21 protein-coding genes are annotated in these 16,901 nt (G+C 71.4%); all 21 read left to right on the top strand.

Going from position 1 to position 16,901, the window contains the following annotated elements; genetic code table 11:
• Positions 1–64 precede the first annotated feature (64 nt).
• The 21 genes from ACIP84_RS35025 (at position 65) to ACIP84_RS34925 (ending at position 16,630) form a co-directional block, all read left to right on the top strand.
• Positions 65–1,462 (top strand): hypothetical protein, encoded by a 1,398-nt coding sequence (locus tag ACIP84_RS35025; protein WP_401803620.1) that lies wholly within the window; start codon positions 65–67, stop codon positions 1,460–1,462.
• A 69-nt stretch (positions 1,463–1,531) separates the two neighbouring features.
• Entirely contained in the window at positions 1,532–2,215 is a 684-nt protein-coding gene (locus tag ACIP84_RS35020; RefSeq protein WP_401803618.1) for a hypothetical protein, read from the top strand.
• 105 nt (positions 2,216–2,320) lie between these two features.
• Positions 2,321–3,562 carry a phosphoadenosine phosphosulfate reductase family protein gene (locus tag ACIP84_RS35015; protein ID WP_401803615.1) on the top strand — a complete coding sequence of 414 codons (1,242 nt, stop codon included), beginning with the start codon at positions 2,321–2,323 and terminating at the stop codon, positions 3,560–3,562.
• A gap of 157 nt (positions 3,563–3,719) precedes the next feature.
• A complete protein-coding gene (locus tag ACIP84_RS35010; protein ID WP_401803614.1) occupies positions 3,720–5,174 on the top strand; it encodes a hypothetical protein in 1,455 nt (484 codons plus the stop codon).
• A gap of 227 nt (positions 5,175–5,401) precedes the next feature.
• A complete protein-coding gene (locus tag ACIP84_RS35005; RefSeq protein WP_401803611.1) occupies positions 5,402–5,881 on the top strand; it encodes a hypothetical protein in 480 nt (159 codons plus the stop codon).
• Between the two features lie 3 nt (positions 5,882–5,884).
• Positions 5,885–6,259, top strand: coding sequence for a hypothetical protein (locus ACIP84_RS35000; protein ID WP_401803609.1), 375 nt, complete (start codon positions 5,885–5,887; stop codon positions 6,257–6,259).
• A gap of 112 nt (positions 6,260–6,371) precedes the next feature.
• A complete protein-coding gene (locus ACIP84_RS34995) occupies positions 6,372–6,524 on the top strand; it encodes a hypothetical protein (protein ID WP_401803606.1) in 153 nt (50 codons plus the stop codon).
• Positions 6,525–6,958: 434 nt separating this feature from the next.
• A complete protein-coding gene (locus ACIP84_RS34990) occupies positions 6,959–7,336 on the top strand; it encodes a hypothetical protein (RefSeq protein WP_401803605.1) in 378 nt (125 codons plus the stop codon).
• A 158-nt stretch (positions 7,337–7,494) separates the two neighbouring features.
• A complete protein-coding gene (locus ACIP84_RS34985) occupies positions 7,495–8,181 on the top strand; it encodes a hypothetical protein (protein ID WP_401803602.1) in 687 nt (228 codons plus the stop codon).
• 92 nt (positions 8,182–8,273) lie between these two features.
• On the top strand, positions 8,274–8,930 hold the full coding sequence (locus ACIP84_RS34980; RefSeq protein WP_401803600.1) for a hypothetical protein: 657 nt from the start codon (positions 8,274–8,276) through the stop codon (positions 8,928–8,930).
• Positions 8,931–9,361: 431 nt separating this feature from the next.
• Positions 9,362–9,733 carry a DUF3846 domain-containing protein gene (locus ACIP84_RS34975; protein ID WP_401803597.1) on the top strand — a complete coding sequence of 124 codons (372 nt, stop codon included), beginning with the start codon at positions 9,362–9,364 and terminating at the stop codon, positions 9,731–9,733.
• A 65-nt stretch (positions 9,734–9,798) separates the two neighbouring features.
• The gene (locus ACIP84_RS34970; RefSeq protein ID WP_401803594.1) at positions 9,799–10,065 is read left to right on the top strand and encodes a hypothetical protein; all 267 of its coding nucleotides are present in this window, start codon (positions 9,799–9,801) and stop codon (positions 10,063–10,065) included.
• Positions 10,062–10,610: a hypothetical protein gene (locus ACIP84_RS34965; protein ID WP_401803592.1), complete on the top strand. Its 549-nt coding sequence runs from the start codon at positions 10,062–10,064 to the stop codon at positions 10,608–10,610. The genes ACIP84_RS34970 and ACIP84_RS34965 overlap by 4 nt, the downstream gene beginning before the upstream one ends.
• Positions 10,611–10,876: 266 nt before the next feature.
• Positions 10,877–11,131 (top strand): hypothetical protein, encoded by a 255-nt coding sequence (locus ACIP84_RS34960; protein ID WP_401803590.1) that lies wholly within the window; start codon positions 10,877–10,879, stop codon positions 11,129–11,131.
• A gap of 100 nt (positions 11,132–11,231) precedes the next feature.
• Positions 11,232–11,438, top strand: coding sequence for a hypothetical protein (locus tag ACIP84_RS34955; protein WP_401803587.1), 207 nt, complete (start codon positions 11,232–11,234; stop codon positions 11,436–11,438).
• An 80-nt stretch (positions 11,439–11,518) separates the two neighbouring features.
• Positions 11,519–11,914, top strand: coding sequence for a copper chaperone PCu(A)C (locus ACIP84_RS34950; RefSeq protein ID WP_401803584.1), 396 nt, complete (start codon positions 11,519–11,521; stop codon positions 11,912–11,914).
• A 27-nt stretch (positions 11,915–11,941) separates the two neighbouring features.
• The gene (locus tag ACIP84_RS34945; protein WP_401803581.1) at positions 11,942–12,316 is read left to right on the top strand and encodes a hypothetical protein; all 375 of its coding nucleotides are present in this window, start codon (positions 11,942–11,944) and stop codon (positions 12,314–12,316) included.
• A 123-nt stretch (positions 12,317–12,439) separates the two neighbouring features.
• Positions 12,440–12,697 (top strand): hypothetical protein, encoded by a 258-nt coding sequence (locus ACIP84_RS34940; RefSeq protein WP_401803579.1) that lies wholly within the window; start codon positions 12,440–12,442, stop codon positions 12,695–12,697.
• Between the two features lie 425 nt (positions 12,698–13,122).
• The gene (locus ACIP84_RS34935; RefSeq protein ID WP_401803577.1) at positions 13,123–13,551 is read left to right on the top strand and encodes a hypothetical protein; all 429 of its coding nucleotides are present in this window, start codon (positions 13,123–13,125) and stop codon (positions 13,549–13,551) included.
• A 251-nt stretch (positions 13,552–13,802) separates the two neighbouring features.
• Positions 13,803–15,671: a DUF3560 domain-containing protein gene (locus ACIP84_RS34930; protein WP_401803575.1), complete on the top strand. Its 1,869-nt coding sequence runs from the start codon at positions 13,803–13,805 to the stop codon at positions 15,669–15,671.
• Between the two features lie 161 nt (positions 15,672–15,832).
• Positions 15,833–16,630, top strand: coding sequence for a methyltransferase (locus ACIP84_RS34925; protein ID WP_401803573.1), 798 nt, complete (start codon positions 15,833–15,835; stop codon positions 16,628–16,630).
• Positions 16,631–16,901 lie beyond the last annotated feature (271 nt).

Genomic DNA, 16,901 nt, shown 5'->3' with positions numbered 1-16,901 from the left:
CCGCTGGTCGGCCGTGGCAGCCGACCAGCACCGACAACACACCCCATGCACAAGGAGTCCCGTCATGGCCCGAACCACCTTCATCGCCTCCACCGGCTGCACCCGCACCAGCGAGACCCGTCACTACACCCACGCCGTCACCGTCGACCGCCGCGAGGGCGAGGGCCGCATCGTGCACACCTGGTCGATGTCCGCGGCCAACGTCGCCAAGGCGGCCCGGACCGCCGAGCGCGCGGGCTGGAAGAACGTCGCGATCGAGGAAGTCACCGTCCAGGCCAAGCCGGTCCGCACCCGCAAGACGACCCCCGCCCAGGCGTACGCCGCGGAGCAGCCGGCCCTGGCCGAGGAGCGCGCGCCGCTCGCCCTGTACTCCGTAGGCCCGGCCGCGGGCGGGGGCTTCGACGTCGTCAACCACTCCGGCCTGGTCGTCTCGGGCGACTGGCAGACCGAGGTCGGCGCCCAGGAGCGCGCCGAGTTCCTGAACGCCCAGGAGAACCGCAAGCGCGCCGAGGACGCCCTGACCGAACCGCAGCGACGGGTGTACGCCGTCGTCAAGCGCGACGGGGCGATCGGCGCCGGGTACGGGCACAACCTCACCGCCGTCCGGAGCTTGCACGCCGCAGGCCTCGTCAAGCTCACCGAGTACGGCCCGGGCTCCTGGAACGCCGTCCTCGTTCCGCCGCCCGCCGCCAGCCGGGCCGAGGCCGCCCCGGCCACCGGTGCGGGCGTACTGCCCCAGGATGCCGAACACCCGGCGGCTGCTGCCGCGGTGACCGCCCTCTCCGGACAGCCGCTTGCCGACGTCACCGGCCCCGACGACCTCGGCGAGGTCGCCGGCTACTGGGTCCGGCCGGACGGCACCAGCGGCCGCTTGGCCGTCGGCTGGGTCGAGGGCGGCAGGCTGACCACCAGCGCCGACGGGCGGCCGCCCCTGGGCGCGCTCAGCGTCGCGAAGGAGCTCTTCGAGCGCACCGAAGGCTGGCTCGTCGAACCCGGTGACCACCCGCCCCTGTTCGTCTGGCACGTGCCGACCCTGGACGCCGCAGCCAAGCAGGGCGCCGCCGCCGAGCAGGCTCGGGGCGCGATCACCGACACCTGGACCATCACCCACACCGGCCTGCCCGAGGGCCGCTCCTTCCTGCGGGTCGAGGCTCCCGACTCCCACGCTGCCTTCGCGGCCGCCCTGGCCACCCGCGGCGGCCGCCAGGCTCAGCGGGCGGGACATCGGCTCGGCGCGCGGCGTCTGCGCGAAACGGACCTGGTCCGCACCGTCGGCGAGCGGGTCCGGCACGTGGCCAGCGGCCAGACCGGCTCGGTCGAAGCGGTGGACGTACGGATGGCAGGCGCCCGCGCGTACCAGGACGGCGTCACCGTCGCGATCGATGGCCGGTCCCGCAAGACCGCCCGCTCCCTGGAGTGGGAGCCCCTGTCGGCAGCTGAGGACCCCGAGGTCGCCGGCTGATGACCCTGGCCGGGGCGCACGCCGCGCCCCGGCCCTCCCCTGCGCCCGTTCGAGCTCCGAGGACTTCCGATGCAGACCGCCCTGGCCTACCGCGCCAAGATCACTGACTACGACCGGACCGTTTCCGAGCGCGCGTACACCGCCCTTGAGGCGGACGCGCTCATCGCCACAGCCCTGCTCGACGAGGACGAGGTGATCCCGGACGCCGACCGCTCGGGCCGGCTGACCGTCATCCGCACCATCACCGGCCACCGGAGCGCCCTCGACACCGAGCCCCGGACGCTGCGCCGCACCATCCGTCTGGAGCCGGTACGGGCGCCCCGGCGGCTGACTCCCCGCCAGTACGAAGACCTGTTGCTGATCCTGGCTCAGGACGAGCGCGGTGGCGGGACCCTCGTCGACGGCCGCATCCGGGCGGGGATCGCGTCGATTCCGCCCGCAGCCGCCGCCCGGCTGCTGGAGCACGGGTGGCTTGCCGTGGAGCCGGGGGACGTGGTCACCGTGTCGTACGCGGGCCGGGTCGCGATGACGCTCCACGACCATCAGGCCGCCACCGGCTACATGGGCACTGACAAATGGGTGGTCGACGCGTTCGGAGTCGGCGAATGGCAGATCGGCCCGGGGCTGTTCCTCTCCCGCTGCTCCTGCGGCTACCGCTCGCCATCGCGCTTCGACGACCGGGCGATGGCGCAGCGCGAATCCCGAAGGCACCGACTGGAGCACTTGCGGACCGCCTTCCAGCTGGCCGTCTGACAGCCGGCACCCGGTTACATCCCCCTGAACCACCCCAGCCGGGCGGCAGTGGCAGCCGCCCGGCGCCGAACTCACCAACCCGCACCCCTGAGGAGTCCCATGGACATGAGCACCCGCCGACAGCTGCTGGAGGGGATCCGGCGCGCCCACCAGGCCGACGCCGCGTACACCGCCGCCGACCGGGCCCGCGCCCGGGCGGCCAAGGCAGTCGCTGCCGACCGCGTCCGCATCGCCAAGGAACCGCAGCTGCAGGCCGGCGCCGACGAGCCGGCGGCCGCCCAGGCCGCGCACGCCGGTCTCGTTCGCCGCGAGCGGGAGGCCCGCGCCAAGGTCCGCCGGGCCTTCACCGCGGCCCGCGCGGCCAACCGGACCCTCGCGGAGCTCTACACCCCGCACGCCCCCGGCCGCGGAACCGGCGGCGGGCGCCGGTCCGGCGTCGCGGCCAGCCTTCTCGGCGAGCTCGCCGAAGCGCCCCGCGAGCTCATCCTGGCCGCGGACAAAATCGTCGTCTCGACCAGTGCCGGCAAGGACTCGCTCGTCTGTGGGCAGCGCGTGGTCACCCTGGCCGCCCAGGCCGCCTGCCTGGACAAGGTGGTCCTGGTCCACGCGGACCTGGGGGAGGAGTCCGAATGGCCGGGCGTCCGCGAGCTTGCCCAGCGCCAGGCAGAGCGCTGGGGCGTCGAGTTCATCGTCGTCCAGGCCGACCGCGGCCTGCTCGGCCTCGTCGAGAAGCGCAAGATGTGGCCGGACGCGGCCCGCCGACTCTGCACATCTACCCTGAAGCGGGACAAGATCGCCCCGCTGTTCAAGCAGATCACCGACGCCCTCGGCCTGGACGAACAGGCCCTGATCCTCTCAGCTCTCGGCATCCGGGCCGCCGAATCCCCCGCCAGGGCCCGGAAGCTGCCGCTCGCCATCGACATGCGCGCGAGCACCGGCCAGCGCATGGTCCTCACCTGGCACCCGATCCTGGAACTCTCCGAGGCCGACGTCTGGCAGCAGATCGCCGACGCCGCCCTGGAGTACCACCCCGTCTACGACGCGGTCATCCCCCGCCTGAGCTGCGTCTTCTGCGTGCTCGCCGGTCGGGACGTCCTGGTGCGCGCCGTACGGCTGTGCTGGGCCCTGGGCCTGGACCTGCCCACCCGGTACGTCGCCCTGGAGGAGCACATCGGCCACAAGTTCCGGGAGAAGCTCAGCGTCGCCGAGATCGTCGCCGAGGCCGCCCGCGTCGAGGCCGAGGAAGGCCCTCTGGTGTGGGCGCGCGGCGACGCGCTGCGGCGCCACCTGGGCGAGGAGGCCGCGGCGGACTACCTCCGCAGGCTGGCCCTGGCGCTGGCTGCCTGACCGCCGGGACGGATCCCGCGAGAAGAGAGCGCGCCCCTCCTGGCCATTCGTGATGAGTTATGCGTATAGTTGTGTCGCTGATCGGGGGTGGCACCCGACCGGCGACCGACAGCACACCGCACGGCCGATGGACCGGCCGACCCGAGGGGAGCAGCCCATGACGGACGCTCAGACCGCCGAGCGCGTCGCCGAACCCATCCGCGTCACCGCCCTCGGCACCGCGGCCGAAGGCCTCGTGCACCTCCTGCCCGACCACGACGACACCACCGCCCGCTGCGGCTTCACCGACTGGCACAGTCACATCATCTGCATCGACTGGTTCGAGGAACGCACCTGCCCCGTCTGCCTCGCCGACCTCGCGCTCGACCTCGGCGCCGAAACCCCCGCGGACGTCCTCGCCGAGCTCGACGAGATGGCCGCGCCCTGGCCGGGCCGCTGGCTCCTGCGCCCCCGCGAGGGCGACCGCGAACGCGTCGTCGGCGTCTGCGCCGGCCCCGGCGGCTGGGACGAGGGGCTCGAAGCCCTCGGGGCCCGCTACGACGCCGTCGGCCTCGACCTCTCCGGCGACGCCTGCGCCACCGCCGAGCGCGCCGGGCACCGCCGCATCGTCATCGACATCACCCTGCTCGACCCCGAACACCCCGCCCTGCGCTGGACCGTCGGCGTCATCATCTCCCCGCCCTGCCCCGCCTGGTCCACCGGGGGCAAGCGCGCCGGACTCACCGCGCAGTCCCTCCAGGTCCTCGCCGCCATGCTGCGCGCCGCCGGGGAGGCGGCCGGACACGGCGGGTACCGCGACCGCTCCGGGATGACGTGGGCCGAGGTGCGCGCCATGGCGGCCGCCATGCCGGACCCGGAAGCCGGGCTCGTCGCCGAGGTGCTCATCTGGGCGCTCGGCCTCCAGCTCCACGGCGAGACCCTGCGGTGGGTCGCCATGGAGCAGTCCGCGAACCTCCTCGAAGAAGTGCGGGAGGCGGTCAGCTTCGAGCTGGCCCTGGCAGGCTGGTCCCAGCAGCAGTGGGCCGAGCTGGACGCGGCCGACTACGGGGTGGCCACCCACCGGCGCCGGGTCTTCTTCATGGCGGTGCGCTACGGCCGGATCCCTGGCTCCGTGCGGTCCGGCCTGCCGTTCGCCGAGCAGACCCTAGCCGCCGCCCTCGGCTGGGCGCCCGGGGAGCGGGTCAACACTCGCGGCACGCGGGGACTGGACGCCAACGGCCGCCCCAAGGGCGGGAACACTTTCTCCGCGGACAAGGCCGGCTGGTGCCTCACCGGCAAGGCCAGGACCTGGTACCGCGAGTCGGACGGCTACCGGCTGACCGAGGCCGAGGCCGGACAGCTGGTCGGGTTTCTGCCGTCCTTCCCCTGGCGGGCCTCGGAGCCGACGGCCCGCAAGGACTCGCGTACGAGCGCCTTCCAGCGGATCGGGGACGTGGTGTGCCCGCCCGTCGGCGCGGTCGTTCTGGGGGCCCTGACCGGCCGCCCGTGGCGCCGGCCGGTCGAGGACTACCTCGGCCGGGTCTACCGGGGAGCCGAGGTCACGGCGCCGGTGGTAGTGCCGCAGCAGCGCAGCGCGCGCGTCCCGGCGGACCGGCTGGCGCTGGCTGCGTAGGTCAGCCCACGCAGGGTGGTGCAGTCCCGGGCTGCACCACCGCCGGCGGGACTGCCCCGCCGGATCGTTCCGGGCGTTTGGGCGGCCGCCACAGAGGGTCGCTGAGCTGCGGGATTTCGGCGATCCAAGGGCCGCATCCACCATGGAGGTGATGAATGCCTGGTATAGTTGTCTCGTGATCGGTGGTGGCAGCCGACCACCCCAACCGAACTCACACCAGGAGAGTCATGACCCGACCATCCTCCCCGAAGACCGGCTCCGTCCCCACCCGCGTCACGATCGACGGAATCCCCGCCTACCCCGCCGTCGTCGACCCGGCCAACCGCTGGAACGGCTTCGTCTCCCCCTACTTCACCCTCGACACCGTCCGCCTGCTCTCCGCCGAGACCCTCAAGGACGCCGCCAAGTACGGCTACGACTGCGCCGACACCATCCACGTCATCGACGGCGGCACGGACAGCAACGGCGCCCCGCGAGCAGTCGTCCTCCACATCCGCTGGATGTACCTCGAAGACGAGGGCCCGGCCCAGGTCACCTCCGTCATCAACCCCAGGCCGGAAGACGGCCTCTACGGCATCGGCGGCTGGGAGTGGACGTGGTCCATCTCCACCTGGGACTGCGCGTGCACCAGCTGGTACTACCACGAGACCGACCCCTGCCCGAACTGCGGCGGCGAACGCCCCAGCCGCGTCGAGCTTGGTGCCTGAGTCATGGCCATCAACACCGCGCCCCAGCCCTCCACCTGCCTGGTCCTCGACCCGGACGGCCGTGGCACCGTCCTCCAGGTCACCTCCGTGCACAACCTCGACGGCGAGACCCTGGCCGAACGCCTCTACGAGGCCTACGCCATGACCACCGAGAGCAACGCGGAACTGCCCGAGGAGATCTCCACCGAGACCCTCATGGCCGCGCTCGGCGAACAGATCGCCAACTGTGCGGAGGGCTGGCACACCTGGGCTAATGAGCCGACGCAGCAGGCCTGGGACACCGTCCGGCCCTGGGCCGAACGGCAGGTCCGCCGCCTGTTCCCGGGCCTGACCTGGCGCGTCGAGCCGGACCGGCAGTTCCTGCCGCCCACCGGCTGAGCCACCCCACCGGCGGGGCGGCGGCCCGACACCGGCCGCCGCCCCGCCTCCCCGGCGCCCCCTGCCGCACCGGCCCCAGCGCCACCGCGCGCCAGATCCCAGGAGTGTTCGTATGTCCGCCATCCCCGTCCCCTCCGAGCAGCTGCCCCGCCCCCGCCGCCGAGTCGTCTACCGGGCCGGCGCCTACAGCACGGTCCACCGCTTCCGCCACGCCGCCGCACACCTGGAGGCCTTCCGCACCGGCCGGCGGTGGCACGTCGACTAGCTGATGCCCCGCACCGCCCCGGTGCCCCGCGAAGCCGTCGTGCGCTGCGCCGCCACCCTCGCCGACGCTGTGGCTCAGGCGGTCGCCCGGATCGACCGCCGGACTGTCCAGGCGCCCGACCACACAGACGACAACCTGCGCGCGTACGCCGCCGCGGGCTGGGACGTCCTCGACCCCGCCACCGGCCGCGCGATGGCCTGGGCCCGCCGCCACGTCGGCGACCCCTACCCGTGGCAGCCGGCCGAACACGAAGGCCTCGCCCCCGTGCACAGCAGCCGCAGCGCCGGCGCCGCCCTCGACGTACGCGAGACCCCCCGGTCGACGGCACCCGGCCCGCTCGGGCCCGTCATCGTCGTACCGTGCAGCGGCATGATGGCGCCCACCAAGACAGCCCTGCCGGCCCGCGACCTCTACCGGGGCGGCTATCACCTCCTGTGCCGACAGGCGGCCGAGCGCCTCGCGGCGCCACTGGCGACGTCGTCGTCCTCTCCGCGCAGAACGGCTTCGTCACCCTCGACGAGCCGCTCTTCCCGTACGACCTGCGCATGGGCCAGCCCGGCTCCGTCACCGCCGAGCTGCTCGCCGTCCAGGCCGCGCAGCTCGGCGTCCTGCCCGGTCCGCGGCCGGTCGTCGTCCTCGGCGGCCGCGCCGACGTCCAGGCCGTCACGCAGCTGCGCCCGGACACCCTGCAGCCGCTCGCCGGCTGCCGCGGCATCAGGGAGCAGCGCGCCCGCCTTGCCCGGCTGGCGCGAGCCGAGCGGCCGCTCGACGTCCTCCGCCAGCTGACCGCCGCGGCCGCGCCCGCGGCCTGAACGCCGCCAAATCAACTGGCCTCGCTCGTAACGGGCGAGGCCAGTTCTGCATATCGGGAGCGGCCACGGGGGCGGCTCAGTGAAAACGGGGGCGAAGATCTCCCGGGAGTGATGAAGCTGAGGTATAGTTGTCTTGTGGTTGACGGTGGCAGTCGGCCATGACCGGAAACCCATACACCCTGGAGAACTGCATGCCCCTGGACTTCACCCACCCGCACGAATTCAGCTGCTTCGGCACGCTCCACCCCGACCACCTCGTTGCGTGGTCCTTCGGAGACCCCCACGTCGAGCTGGACATCACCGACTACTTCCCCGGCCCCGGTGCCTACACCACCGTCCCGCTCGACGACGAGACGGACATGCACTACCACCCCGGCGACCAGGGCGCCCCCAACACCGTGGCGCAGCACCTCGCCGCCCGCTACGGCTTCGACGGCCTCGACGTCCGGGGTCCCGTCCACTTCACCGGCCCGAGCGGCGAGACCGACCGCGCCCTCGGCATCGCCCCGGACGCCTTCGACGTCCTCTACGGCCGGGTCAAGGACATCTGCGCCGACCTCGAAGTCCGCACCTGGTGCAAGCTCCACCCCGGCGACACCGTCAGCGTCCGATACACCGACCTGGAACGCGGCGACGTCTACTGGTTCCTGAGCACCCCCCACCGCTTCCAGTGCTTCAGGGATTTCCCCGCCGACAGCAAGACGCTGGAGTTCATCCCGGACGCCCGTGTCCTGGTCTGCGACGACGATTTCACGATGACCGCCTACGGCACCTACGAGTGCCGCGCGGACCGCGCCCCCGCCGGGTACTGGCAGCGCACCGGCAACCAGCTCCTCAGCGCCTGACCGCCCCCTCCCCCGGCCCGGCGCCGGGGGAGGGGCTCCCCAGCCGACGGCCGGCCGCACCGCCGGCCCCCGCCCACACCCCAGGAGGAACGATGCACACCACCATTCAGCAGTGCCAGGACGCACTCGAAGCCGCCCAGGATCAGGCGCAGGGTCTGGCCCGCACCCTCGCCGCCACCCTCGCCCACATGTACCCGCACGCCGCCTACCTGGTGCTGCGCCGCGAGCCTCGCTCCGGCGAACTCCACCTCGACAGCCTCCGGACCACCAGCGGCGCGCAGGGCGTCTGCGGCGACCTGGACACGCTCCCCGAGCTCACCGACCCCGAACTGCGCACGGCCTGGGGCGGGACCGATCCGCGCGACCCTCAGGCCCTGCTCCAGGTTCTCCGCGACCTCGACCGTTTCGGCGCCCCGTTCGGCCGGCTTCCCGACTCGGCACAGGAGTGTGCCGACCCGTACGAGGACACGGCGGCCCTGCTGTGCCTCGTGGTCAACGCCGACGCGCCCGAGCCCGAGGGCCACGACCTGGAAGTGACCGTGTGCCTCGCGCTGACCGTGACCGAGGAGGTCACCTACGAATTCACCTCCGAGGTCCGTCTCCCCGCGTACATCGCCAACAACCCGAGCGCCCTCCACGGCTACCTCGCCGAGAACGAGGAGCTATGGCTCGACGACCTCGACCCCGTCAGCGGCGTCACCATCAACGAGCGCAGCCTGGACGACGTCGAACTCACGCTCGCCGCCTAGACCTGCCACGACTGAGCGGCCCCTGGAGCTGACCGCATAGCCCCCGCACCTCCTCGCGCCCCGGCACGGCCCCCCAGCCGCGCCGGGGCGCAGTCGTGCCCGGCCGCAGGACATCTCGCCGGCCGTGGAGGTAGCCGGGCGTTCCCTTCGGGCCCGTGGACGCGGCCGGAGCGCCTTCGGCCCGGCCGGGGAGCCTCCACCGCGGCCGCCTCCGGCCCGCGGCCGGCCGCTTCGGCGCCGGCGCCCTGGAGCCAGGACGAGCCGGCGGCGTGCGCGCGAACTCCGCCGGCGGCCCTCCGGCATGCCGCTGAACAGGGGAAATAGACGCCTGCGGCGTTCCGAAAGTGATGTATAGTTGGTATAGTTAAGTCGTGGGTCGGCGGTGGCAGCCGACCCGCACCGAAAACCAACTCCCAGGAAAGGGGACCCCCATGCCCACCCTCCTTCAGGACGGCTACGCCCTGCGTGTCGAGCCCACCGGCGGATTCAGCCTGCTCGACTGGGACGCCGACACCTGCCCGCAGGACGTGCTCGGCGCCGACCAGGTCCGTTCCACCGACCTGACCACCCAGCTGATCATGTGGACCGACGAGCTGGCCGTCCCGCTCGGTCTCCCCGTCAACGCCCCCGCGCGCCAGCTTCTCCACAGCTACCAGGACAAGCCCACCCCGGTCCGTGGCGTGGCCGTCTTCACCGGATCCACGCGCGGCGGAGCGCTGCTCGGCCTCACCGAGGACCAGGCGCTCATGCTCGTCGACCGCTACCTCAGCCGTTACCGCGACGTCCCCCGGCCGCGCCGCTAAACGCAGGTCATCCCCGGGCCCCGGAACCGAATTCCGGGGCCTCGAATTCGACGAAAGGAGAACCCGTGAAATACACCATCATCGGAGACTGGTACGAAGTCTGGGATCTCGCCCATTCGTTCGCGGTCGTCGCCGAGGGATCGAATTTCGAGGAGGCCAAAGCGAACGCGGCCGCCGCCGTGCTGGAAACCTTCCCGTGGCGCGCCGAGGAGGACGGCGAGACCCCCGAGACCCTCTGGGGAGGCGACAACGGCGCCTACATCGTCGCCGCCTTCCTCGGAGACCTCGGCGCCCAGGCGGTCGACGCCGCGAGCTTCCGGCTGATCGCATGACCGCCACCGAGACGCAGACGTACACCGTCATCGGCCTGACCCTCGACGTCGACCGCACGGAACTGCTCATCGCGGCCGTGGTCGCGGGCACCCTCGCCGACCAGGTCGAGCTGCTGGCCACCAGCGAGGAGGACTTCACCCGGTGGGCCGAGGAGTTCAACGCCCCCGACCCGGACACCGCCGCGGACCTGGCCTACGCGTTCTGCAGCAAATTCGGCTACGCCGAGGAAGACACCGCCGGGCAGTACCTCCAGCGGATCCTGGCCGAAGCGGGCATCGAAGCCACCAGAGGCGCACACCCTGGCTCCGGCGGCTCCTGGATCGCCGTCCCCACACCCGACGGCGGCGAGGTCCTGCTCACCGGCCAGGACAGGCACGAGTCCGAGGTGGACTACCCGCTGACCGATCACGCCGGTTGGCTCGCCTGTGCTTTCGGCAAGGACGGTGTCGAGGCCACCGTCCTGTACGACTCCCACTCCACCGACCTGGCCGCCGACACCGCCGCCGCCGTCGCGGCCGTACACGCCACCGTTACGACCGGCTAGACGCCCTCCCATCCTGCGCCCCCACCGTGCTCCTGCCGCACGGTGGGGGCGCGCTGGCGTTCCGGTCGGTAGGTGCAGCCGCGCCGGCGACGGGAGAAGCGCCGGCGGTTCCCGCGCCGTCGGCGGAAGGCGGAGGCCGCCAATTCACCCAGGGGGGCGGGCTGATGAGGGCACCCGAAGTGATGCAAGTGTGTTATAGTTGTCTTGCTGGTCGGCGGTGGCAGTCGATCACAAACCGAATCCACGCATAGCCGTGAGGAGTCATCATGTCCGACACCCTGTTCCGCACCCTCGGCCTCATCGAGCCCGGCGACCTGGTCATCTACCACGGCAGCATTCCGTCGCGCCACGGCCTCCACCTGGCCCGGCCGTGCGGCTGCGTCGACTGCGGACGCGCGGACTACCTCGGGAGCACCGATGTCCGTTACCAGCTGAGCGACCCCTTCGCCGAGGACCCGGAGGCCCTCACGCTGCGCTGCGTGCGCGGTCAGTCCATCACCCGATCCACCGCCAACGCCTGACCCTCCCCCGGGGCGCAGCCACCCGGCTGCGCCCCCGCCCCGGGCGGCGGGGAGTGGCACCCCGCCGCCGCCGAGAACACCGCTCACGAAAGGGCAGCCCTTGACCGACAAGACCCCCATCGACGGCACCGCCAACCCGGACAACCTGGGCCCCGATGCGATGCGCTGGACCCCCGAGCCGGAGCAGCCGGCCGTACTGGCCCTATCTCGGCACCGACCGGCCTCGCAATCCCTTGAGAGTAAGCCGCACACCGCCCTGGAAGGACGGGTGATTTCGGTCTATATGGCGAATATTTGCCAATCTTGACGCCTAGGCGGCATGAAGCTCGTTGATCACTGCGGCCAGTACCAGGCCCTGAGACTCACGACAGAAAGGTTCATGCGCCGATGAAGATGCCCGTCTCCACGTACGTCACCACGGTCCCGGAGACCACCTGGCTGCGGTGGCTGCCCAACTCGCTGCCCGCCGCCGGCTACACCACGCTCAAGAACTCCTCCGAGGAACCCATCGAGATCGCCAAGATCAAGAGCCCCGACTACAAGAACGTCCGCATCTACGAGACCGTCGTGGACTCGGAGTCCTCGAAGATGGTGAAGGTGGACAAGGTCACGATCCCGGCCAAGGGCAACTTCGCCATGGTGCCGGGCAGGTACCACCTCATGCTTGAGAACCCAATCCACGTGATCACGCCCGGCGACAGCGCCATGGTCATCTTCTTCCTGTCCACCGGCCGGGTCTTGAAGCTGCGGATGCCCGTCCGTACCTCCCCCGAGCTCTCCTGACCGCCCCTCACCACCCGGAGCACCGACATGGGCATCTACCACCTCGACCTCGGCGACGCGCAGACCGAGGAACTCGACGACGTCATCCACCTGATGGTCAACGACGCCGAGCTCGACATCGACACCTTCATCGCCTCCGACCAGGGCTCCCACGAGCCCCGTCGCGGCAGCCTGGTCATCGTCCGCAACGACGAACGCAACGCCGCCGCCACCCGCTGGGTCCAGGCGGTCGAGGACCTCACCACCGAGCAGGACGTCGTCATCATTGCCGGCGACCCCGCCTCCCCCGAAGCCCGCCGCCTCCACCTCACCAAGGCATGGGCGGCCACCAGCTTCCACGAGGACGAGGACGAAGACCCCGAGGCCATCGCCCTCGCCTTCGCCGACATCACCGTTAAGTAACACCGCGACGAACCACCGGGCGCGCGCCGCCAGTCTCCTCCCCGGGCCCGGCCGCGCCCGGTCCCTTTTCCCGTTCGGACGCCCGCCGCGTGACCCGCGGGCAACCGGACGCGTTCACCGGCCATGCGAAAGATCATCACCTGCGGCCTCCTGGCCGCCGCGGCCCTCTCCGCCGCAACGCCCGCCTTCGCCGACAACGACAGCAACTTCGGCAACGGAGTCAACGCCGCGAACAACTGGAACTTCACCGCAGCCGACGTCTGCATCCAGGAACTCGCCGTCGTCCCCGCCCTGAGTGACTGGACCGGCAACCACCACAACAACTGCTCCAACGGCAACGTCATCGACCACGCCGCCGACGCCCTGCCAATCGGTCACTGACCAGCGGCACACGCGCAAAGCGCCCGCCAGGAACCCGAAGTCCTGGCGGGCGCAAGACCGGCGTCCATGCAGCCATCCACGGCGCACCCGAGATTCCGGCCCGACCGCCGCTGTCCATGCGGCCCACCTCCGACGGCCGCCCACGGGCTCACCCATCGTCGAGATCCACTTCCGATACACGGCCTAGGAGAGCGGGCAGGCCTGGCTGCTCGCCACGTGCGGGCCCGGCGACGAATGGGGGCCCGTGATCACGATCTCCCTGCCCGGCGAGGACTGACCGGCGGAAGCGGCGCTATCCGCGTGGGGAGAATTCCCCTGGGAAGATCCACGAAGCCTTCCGAGAGTGATGAATGTAAGGTATAGTTATCTAGTGGGTCGGTGGTGGCAGCCGACCTGAAACCGGAAGCAGACCGAGAGGAATCGGCATGGCAATCTCCCAAACCCTGACCCCCTATGAGGCCGGGCGCGCCTCTGCGCTGTTGATGGGCTTCGTCAACGCGGTGGGCGACGGCTGTCACCATCTCGTCGTCGCTGCATCCGCGAACGGCGCCACCCTCTCGGCCTGCGTGCCGTTCTGCAAGGACGGCGAGGCGAGCAGCCTGGACCCGGAAGGCGCCCTTGAGGTGATGGCAGTTCTCGCCCTCGCCGCCGTGGTGGGCGGTGGTGCGGTGATGCGCACGAACTTCGCCGACGAGACCTCCGAAGTGAGGGGCTGGAAGCTGGTTGAGTACCACGCCAAGCCGCTCAGCGTCGCGGAGATCTCCAGCGCCTACTGCACGGATGCGGCAACCGGCGAACCGATCCCGCCGGAGTGGGGTGTGGAGTACGCGGCCGCACCCCGTCTGAGGGTCTGAATCGGGGGGTCCGGGGTCGGGCGCTTTGCCCGGCCTCGGAGCCTCTCCGGCCTGACCATGTCTCGCCCGGCCGCCTCTGCGCGGCCTGCGGCAGCGGCGCCGGCGGCTACCTCGCTCGGCCGGCCGGTGCGGCAGTGCGAGTAGGCGAGTGGTAGACAGAGTGATGAATGTCAGTTATAGTTATCTCGTGGTCGGCGGTGGCAGCCGACCACAACCGGATCCACATTCTCAGCTCTCAAGGAGACGCCCGCATGACCCAGTACGTCGCGACCAAGTACGTGTCCGCCGAGCTCCGCAGCCGGCTGAAGGCCGAGTTCCCCGGGGCCAAGTTCTCCGTCCGCACCGGCACCGGCACCGGTTCCGCCTGGATCTCCGTCAGCTGGACCGACGGTCCGGACACCGAAGCCGTCAGCCGGATCGCGGGCCCCCTCCACGGCGCCCACTGGGACGGGTCCACGGACAGCTACGTGCAGACGAACAACGAGGTGACCGTCACCGTGGACGGAAAGCAGATCACCGGCAAGCCGATCGTGGACGGCATCAACACGCACCGCGACTTCTCTGATGACGTCCTCGCCGAGGCGAAGGCCCTCTGGTCCGCAGCCTTCGACGGAGCCGACCCGGACGCGCCCGGCGCGATCCGCGACACGGCCTACGTCTGCGGGAAGTACCTCCCCGACACCTGGGCCCCGCAGCAAGTCCACTTCATCGCGCGAGAGATCGTGGCCCCCAAGCGCTGGAAGGCCGCCCAGGCCGCCGCGAAGGGCTCCGCCAAGACGACGGCCAAGTCTCGCCGGAAGGCCCCCGCCGCCGGGGTCACCGTCAGCTACACGGCCGAGGCGGGGGTCACCGTGACCGGCACGATGTTCGGCGACGGCGCCGCCCCGGTTCTCCGTACCCACGGCTTCGACTGGAGCCGCAAGGCCGCGCGCTGGTACGTCAAGGGCACCCGAGGCGACCAGTCCAGCGCCGGGCTGATTGCCGCTCACACCGCCGCCCAGGCCCTGCGCGCAGCCGGAATCACCGTCTCGGCCGAGCTGCCCGCACTTCCCGCCGACACCGGTCTCCCTGTCGCTCCGGCTCTGGCCCCGGCCGAGGACGTCGAGGGCGACGACGTTCCGGAGGACTTCGCCGGGATCGTCCTGCGCCACACCCGGGCGGGCGGCGCCCTCGCCGAGGGCACTGCCCGCGGCGACGGCTCCGCCGAGATCCTCAGGGGCCGCCGCTTCCGCTGGTCCCGCAACCTCGGCTGCTGGTACCTCCCGCACTCCCGCGACAAGGCCGCCGACCGCTTCACCCTCAACGCGCTTGCCGAGGCGCTCCGCGAGGCCGGGCACACCGTGCACGTCACCGTGCGCGAGGACATCGCCCGCGGCTTCAGCGAAGCTGAGGCGGAGAGGGAGGAGCGCGCCGCCGACCGCGCCGAGCGGTTCAGCGACCGAGCCGACCTGGCCGCCGGCGCTTCCACGGCCGCGTTCGCAGAGGCCCGCCGTATCGGCTCCGCCATCCCCTTCGGACAGCCGATTCTGGTTGGCCACCACTCCGAGAAGCGCCACCGCGCCGCCCTCGACCGCATCGACAACAACATGCGAAAGGGCATCGACGAGGGAGACCGAGCGGAGCACTGGGCGAGCCGCGCCGACGCCGCCGCCCGCTACGAGCAGCACCGCAAGGACCCGGGCCGCACCCTGCGCCGCCTCAAGGAGCTTGAGGCCACCCTCCGAGGCCTGGAAAAGCTGCTGGCAGGGGAGTCCGCGTTCGGTTCCTCGTGGGACATCACCAAGCCGGAGAACGTCGCGGAACTCACCCGACGCCACGCCGAGACCGCCGACGAGATGGCGCACTGGAGGGAGATCATTGCGAAGGCGGAGGCCGAGGGGGTCAAGCTCTGGTCCCGCGCCGACTTCACCAAGGGCGACTACGCGCGCTCCCGAGGCCGCTGGTACGAGGTGCTTCGGGTCAACGGCGCCTCGCTCACCGTTCCCGGCGGCCCGGACATCCAGCCCGTCATCGACCGGAACACCCGTGCGTACTCCTGGGACGACCGCATTCAGTACGACGACATCAGGGGCCGCATGAGTGCCGCGGACATGGCTGCCCGCCTGGCACTCAAGAGCTGATCAGGGCACGGCGGCCGGTCCCTTCAGAGGCCGGCCGCCGCTCCGGTATGGACCGGGACGAACCCGGCCGGGAGTGATGAATGTGTGGTATAGTTGTCTTGTTGGTCGGTGGTGGCAACCGACCGCGAACTGAATTCACAAAGACTCTGAGGAGCTCCATCGTGACCATGACCCGCGAAGAGCAGAAGGCGCACCGCGAGGCCCGCCGACTCGTCGCCCTCGCCCGCGACCTCACCGAGGACGAGAAGGACACCGTTGCCGAGCACTGGCAGGAGTCCAGTAGCGTCACGAACAAGCTCGACGGAGCCCACTTCACACCGCTGCCCCTCGCGTCCGACCTCCGGTTCCATGTGGTCGGCACCCGGATTATCGACCTGTGCGCCGGTGTGGGCCGACTCGCCTACGCTGCCCGTGAGCTCTGTAGCCGCCGGTGGGAGGGTCTCCCGCCCCGCGAGATCGTGTGCGTGGAGAAGAACCCTGACTACGTCGCCGTGGGCCGCAAGCTCATGCCCGAGGCCCGGTGGATCGTTGCCGACGTGCTGACCATGGACGCCGAAGAACTGAGTTTGGGCGAGTTCGACACCGCCATCGCGAACCCGCCCTTCGGCCCCCGAGTCGAGCGCCACGGGTCCGGGCCCCGCTATCGGGGCGACCGGTTCGAATTCCACGTCATCGACCGTGCATCCACCCTCGCACGGCATGGTGCGTTCGTCATCCCCCAGCAGTCCGCCCCCTTCGAGTACAGCGGTCGGCCCTGCTTCCGGTACCGTCCCAGTGAGCAGTACGCCCGTTTCCACCGTGAGACCGGCCTGACGTTGGGTGAGAACATCGGCATCGACACCAGTTGCAACGGCTACCGGTGGCGCGGGGTGTCGCCCACTGTCGAAGTCGTCACGGCCGATTTCACCGATCCCACCAGCGGAGTCGTTCCGGCGCCTCCGTACCGGGCTGCGCGTTAGGTCTGACTGCTCCGGGGCAGTGCGGTCCGCCGTTCCGGCCGGGCGGCCGCCGTACTCGACCCGATCGCGGAGGCCGAGCGGATCGCCCCCGCCTCCACCCGCGCGGCCTCTCGCCTACCCGGAGCGGCCCGCCCTGCACCGCCCCCGCCTCGGCCCGCCACGTCTGGGAGGCGTGGGCGGCTCGTACGGCGTCGACATCGAGCACCACCACATCGACCACCCCGTCCTGACCTGCTCCACTCCCTTCAGAGCCTCGGATACGACCCGGACG

Source organism: Streptomyces sp. NPDC088707 (genome assembly GCF_044752725.1).
In the GTDB taxonomy this organism is placed as follows: Bacteria; Actinomycetota; Actinomycetes; order Streptomycetales; family Streptomycetaceae; genus Streptomyces.
This window is presented reverse-complemented; position numbering and strand designations above follow the sequence as displayed.

Excerpts from the sequence above, each read along its gene's own strand:
- ACIP84_RS35025 (WP_401803620.1), top strand. The coding sequence starts at position 65 with ATGGCCCGAACCACCTTCATCGCCTCCACCGGCTGCACCCGCACCAGC.
- ACIP84_RS35020 (WP_401803618.1), top strand. The coding sequence starts at position 1,532 with ATGCAGACCGCCCTGGCCTACCGCGCCAAGATCACTGACTACGACCGG.
- ACIP84_RS35015 (WP_401803615.1), top strand. The coding sequence starts at position 2,321 with ATGAGCACCCGCCGACAGCTGCTGGAGGGGATCCGGCGCGCCCACCAG.
- ACIP84_RS35010 (WP_401803614.1), top strand. The coding sequence starts at position 3,720 with ATGACGGACGCTCAGACCGCCGAGCGCGTCGCCGAACCCATCCGCGTC.
- ACIP84_RS35005 (WP_401803611.1), top strand. The coding sequence starts at position 5,402 with ATGACCCGACCATCCTCCCCGAAGACCGGCTCCGTCCCCACCCGCGTC.
- ACIP84_RS35000 (WP_401803609.1), top strand. The coding sequence starts at position 5,885 with ATGGCCATCAACACCGCGCCCCAGCCCTCCACCTGCCTGGTCCTCGAC.
- ACIP84_RS34995 (WP_401803606.1), top strand. The coding sequence starts at position 6,372 with ATGTCCGCCATCCCCGTCCCCTCCGAGCAGCTGCCCCGCCCCCGCCGC.
- ACIP84_RS34985 (WP_401803602.1), top strand. The coding sequence starts at position 7,495 with ATGACCGGAAACCCATACACCCTGGAGAACTGCATGCCCCTGGACTTC.
- ACIP84_RS34980 (WP_401803600.1), top strand. The coding sequence starts at position 8,274 with ATGCACACCACCATTCAGCAGTGCCAGGACGCACTCGAAGCCGCCCAG.
- ACIP84_RS34975 (WP_401803597.1), top strand. The coding sequence starts at position 9,362 with ATGCCCACCCTCCTTCAGGACGGCTACGCCCTGCGTGTCGAGCCCACC.
- ACIP84_RS34965 (WP_401803592.1), top strand. The coding sequence starts at position 10,062 with ATGACCGCCACCGAGACGCAGACGTACACCGTCATCGGCCTGACCCTC.
- ACIP84_RS34960 (WP_401803590.1), top strand. The coding sequence starts at position 10,877 with ATGTCCGACACCCTGTTCCGCACCCTCGGCCTCATCGAGCCCGGCGAC.
- ACIP84_RS34950 (WP_401803584.1), top strand. The coding sequence starts at position 11,519 with ATGAAGATGCCCGTCTCCACGTACGTCACCACGGTCCCGGAGACCACC.
- ACIP84_RS34945 (WP_401803581.1), top strand. The coding sequence starts at position 11,942 with ATGGGCATCTACCACCTCGACCTCGGCGACGCGCAGACCGAGGAACTC.
- ACIP84_RS34940 (WP_401803579.1), top strand. The coding sequence starts at position 12,440 with ATGCGAAAGATCATCACCTGCGGCCTCCTGGCCGCCGCGGCCCTCTCC.
- ACIP84_RS34935 (WP_401803577.1), top strand. The coding sequence starts at position 13,123 with ATGGCAATCTCCCAAACCCTGACCCCCTATGAGGCCGGGCGCGCCTCT.
- ACIP84_RS34930 (WP_401803575.1), top strand. The coding sequence starts at position 13,803 with ATGACCCAGTACGTCGCGACCAAGTACGTGTCCGCCGAGCTCCGCAGC.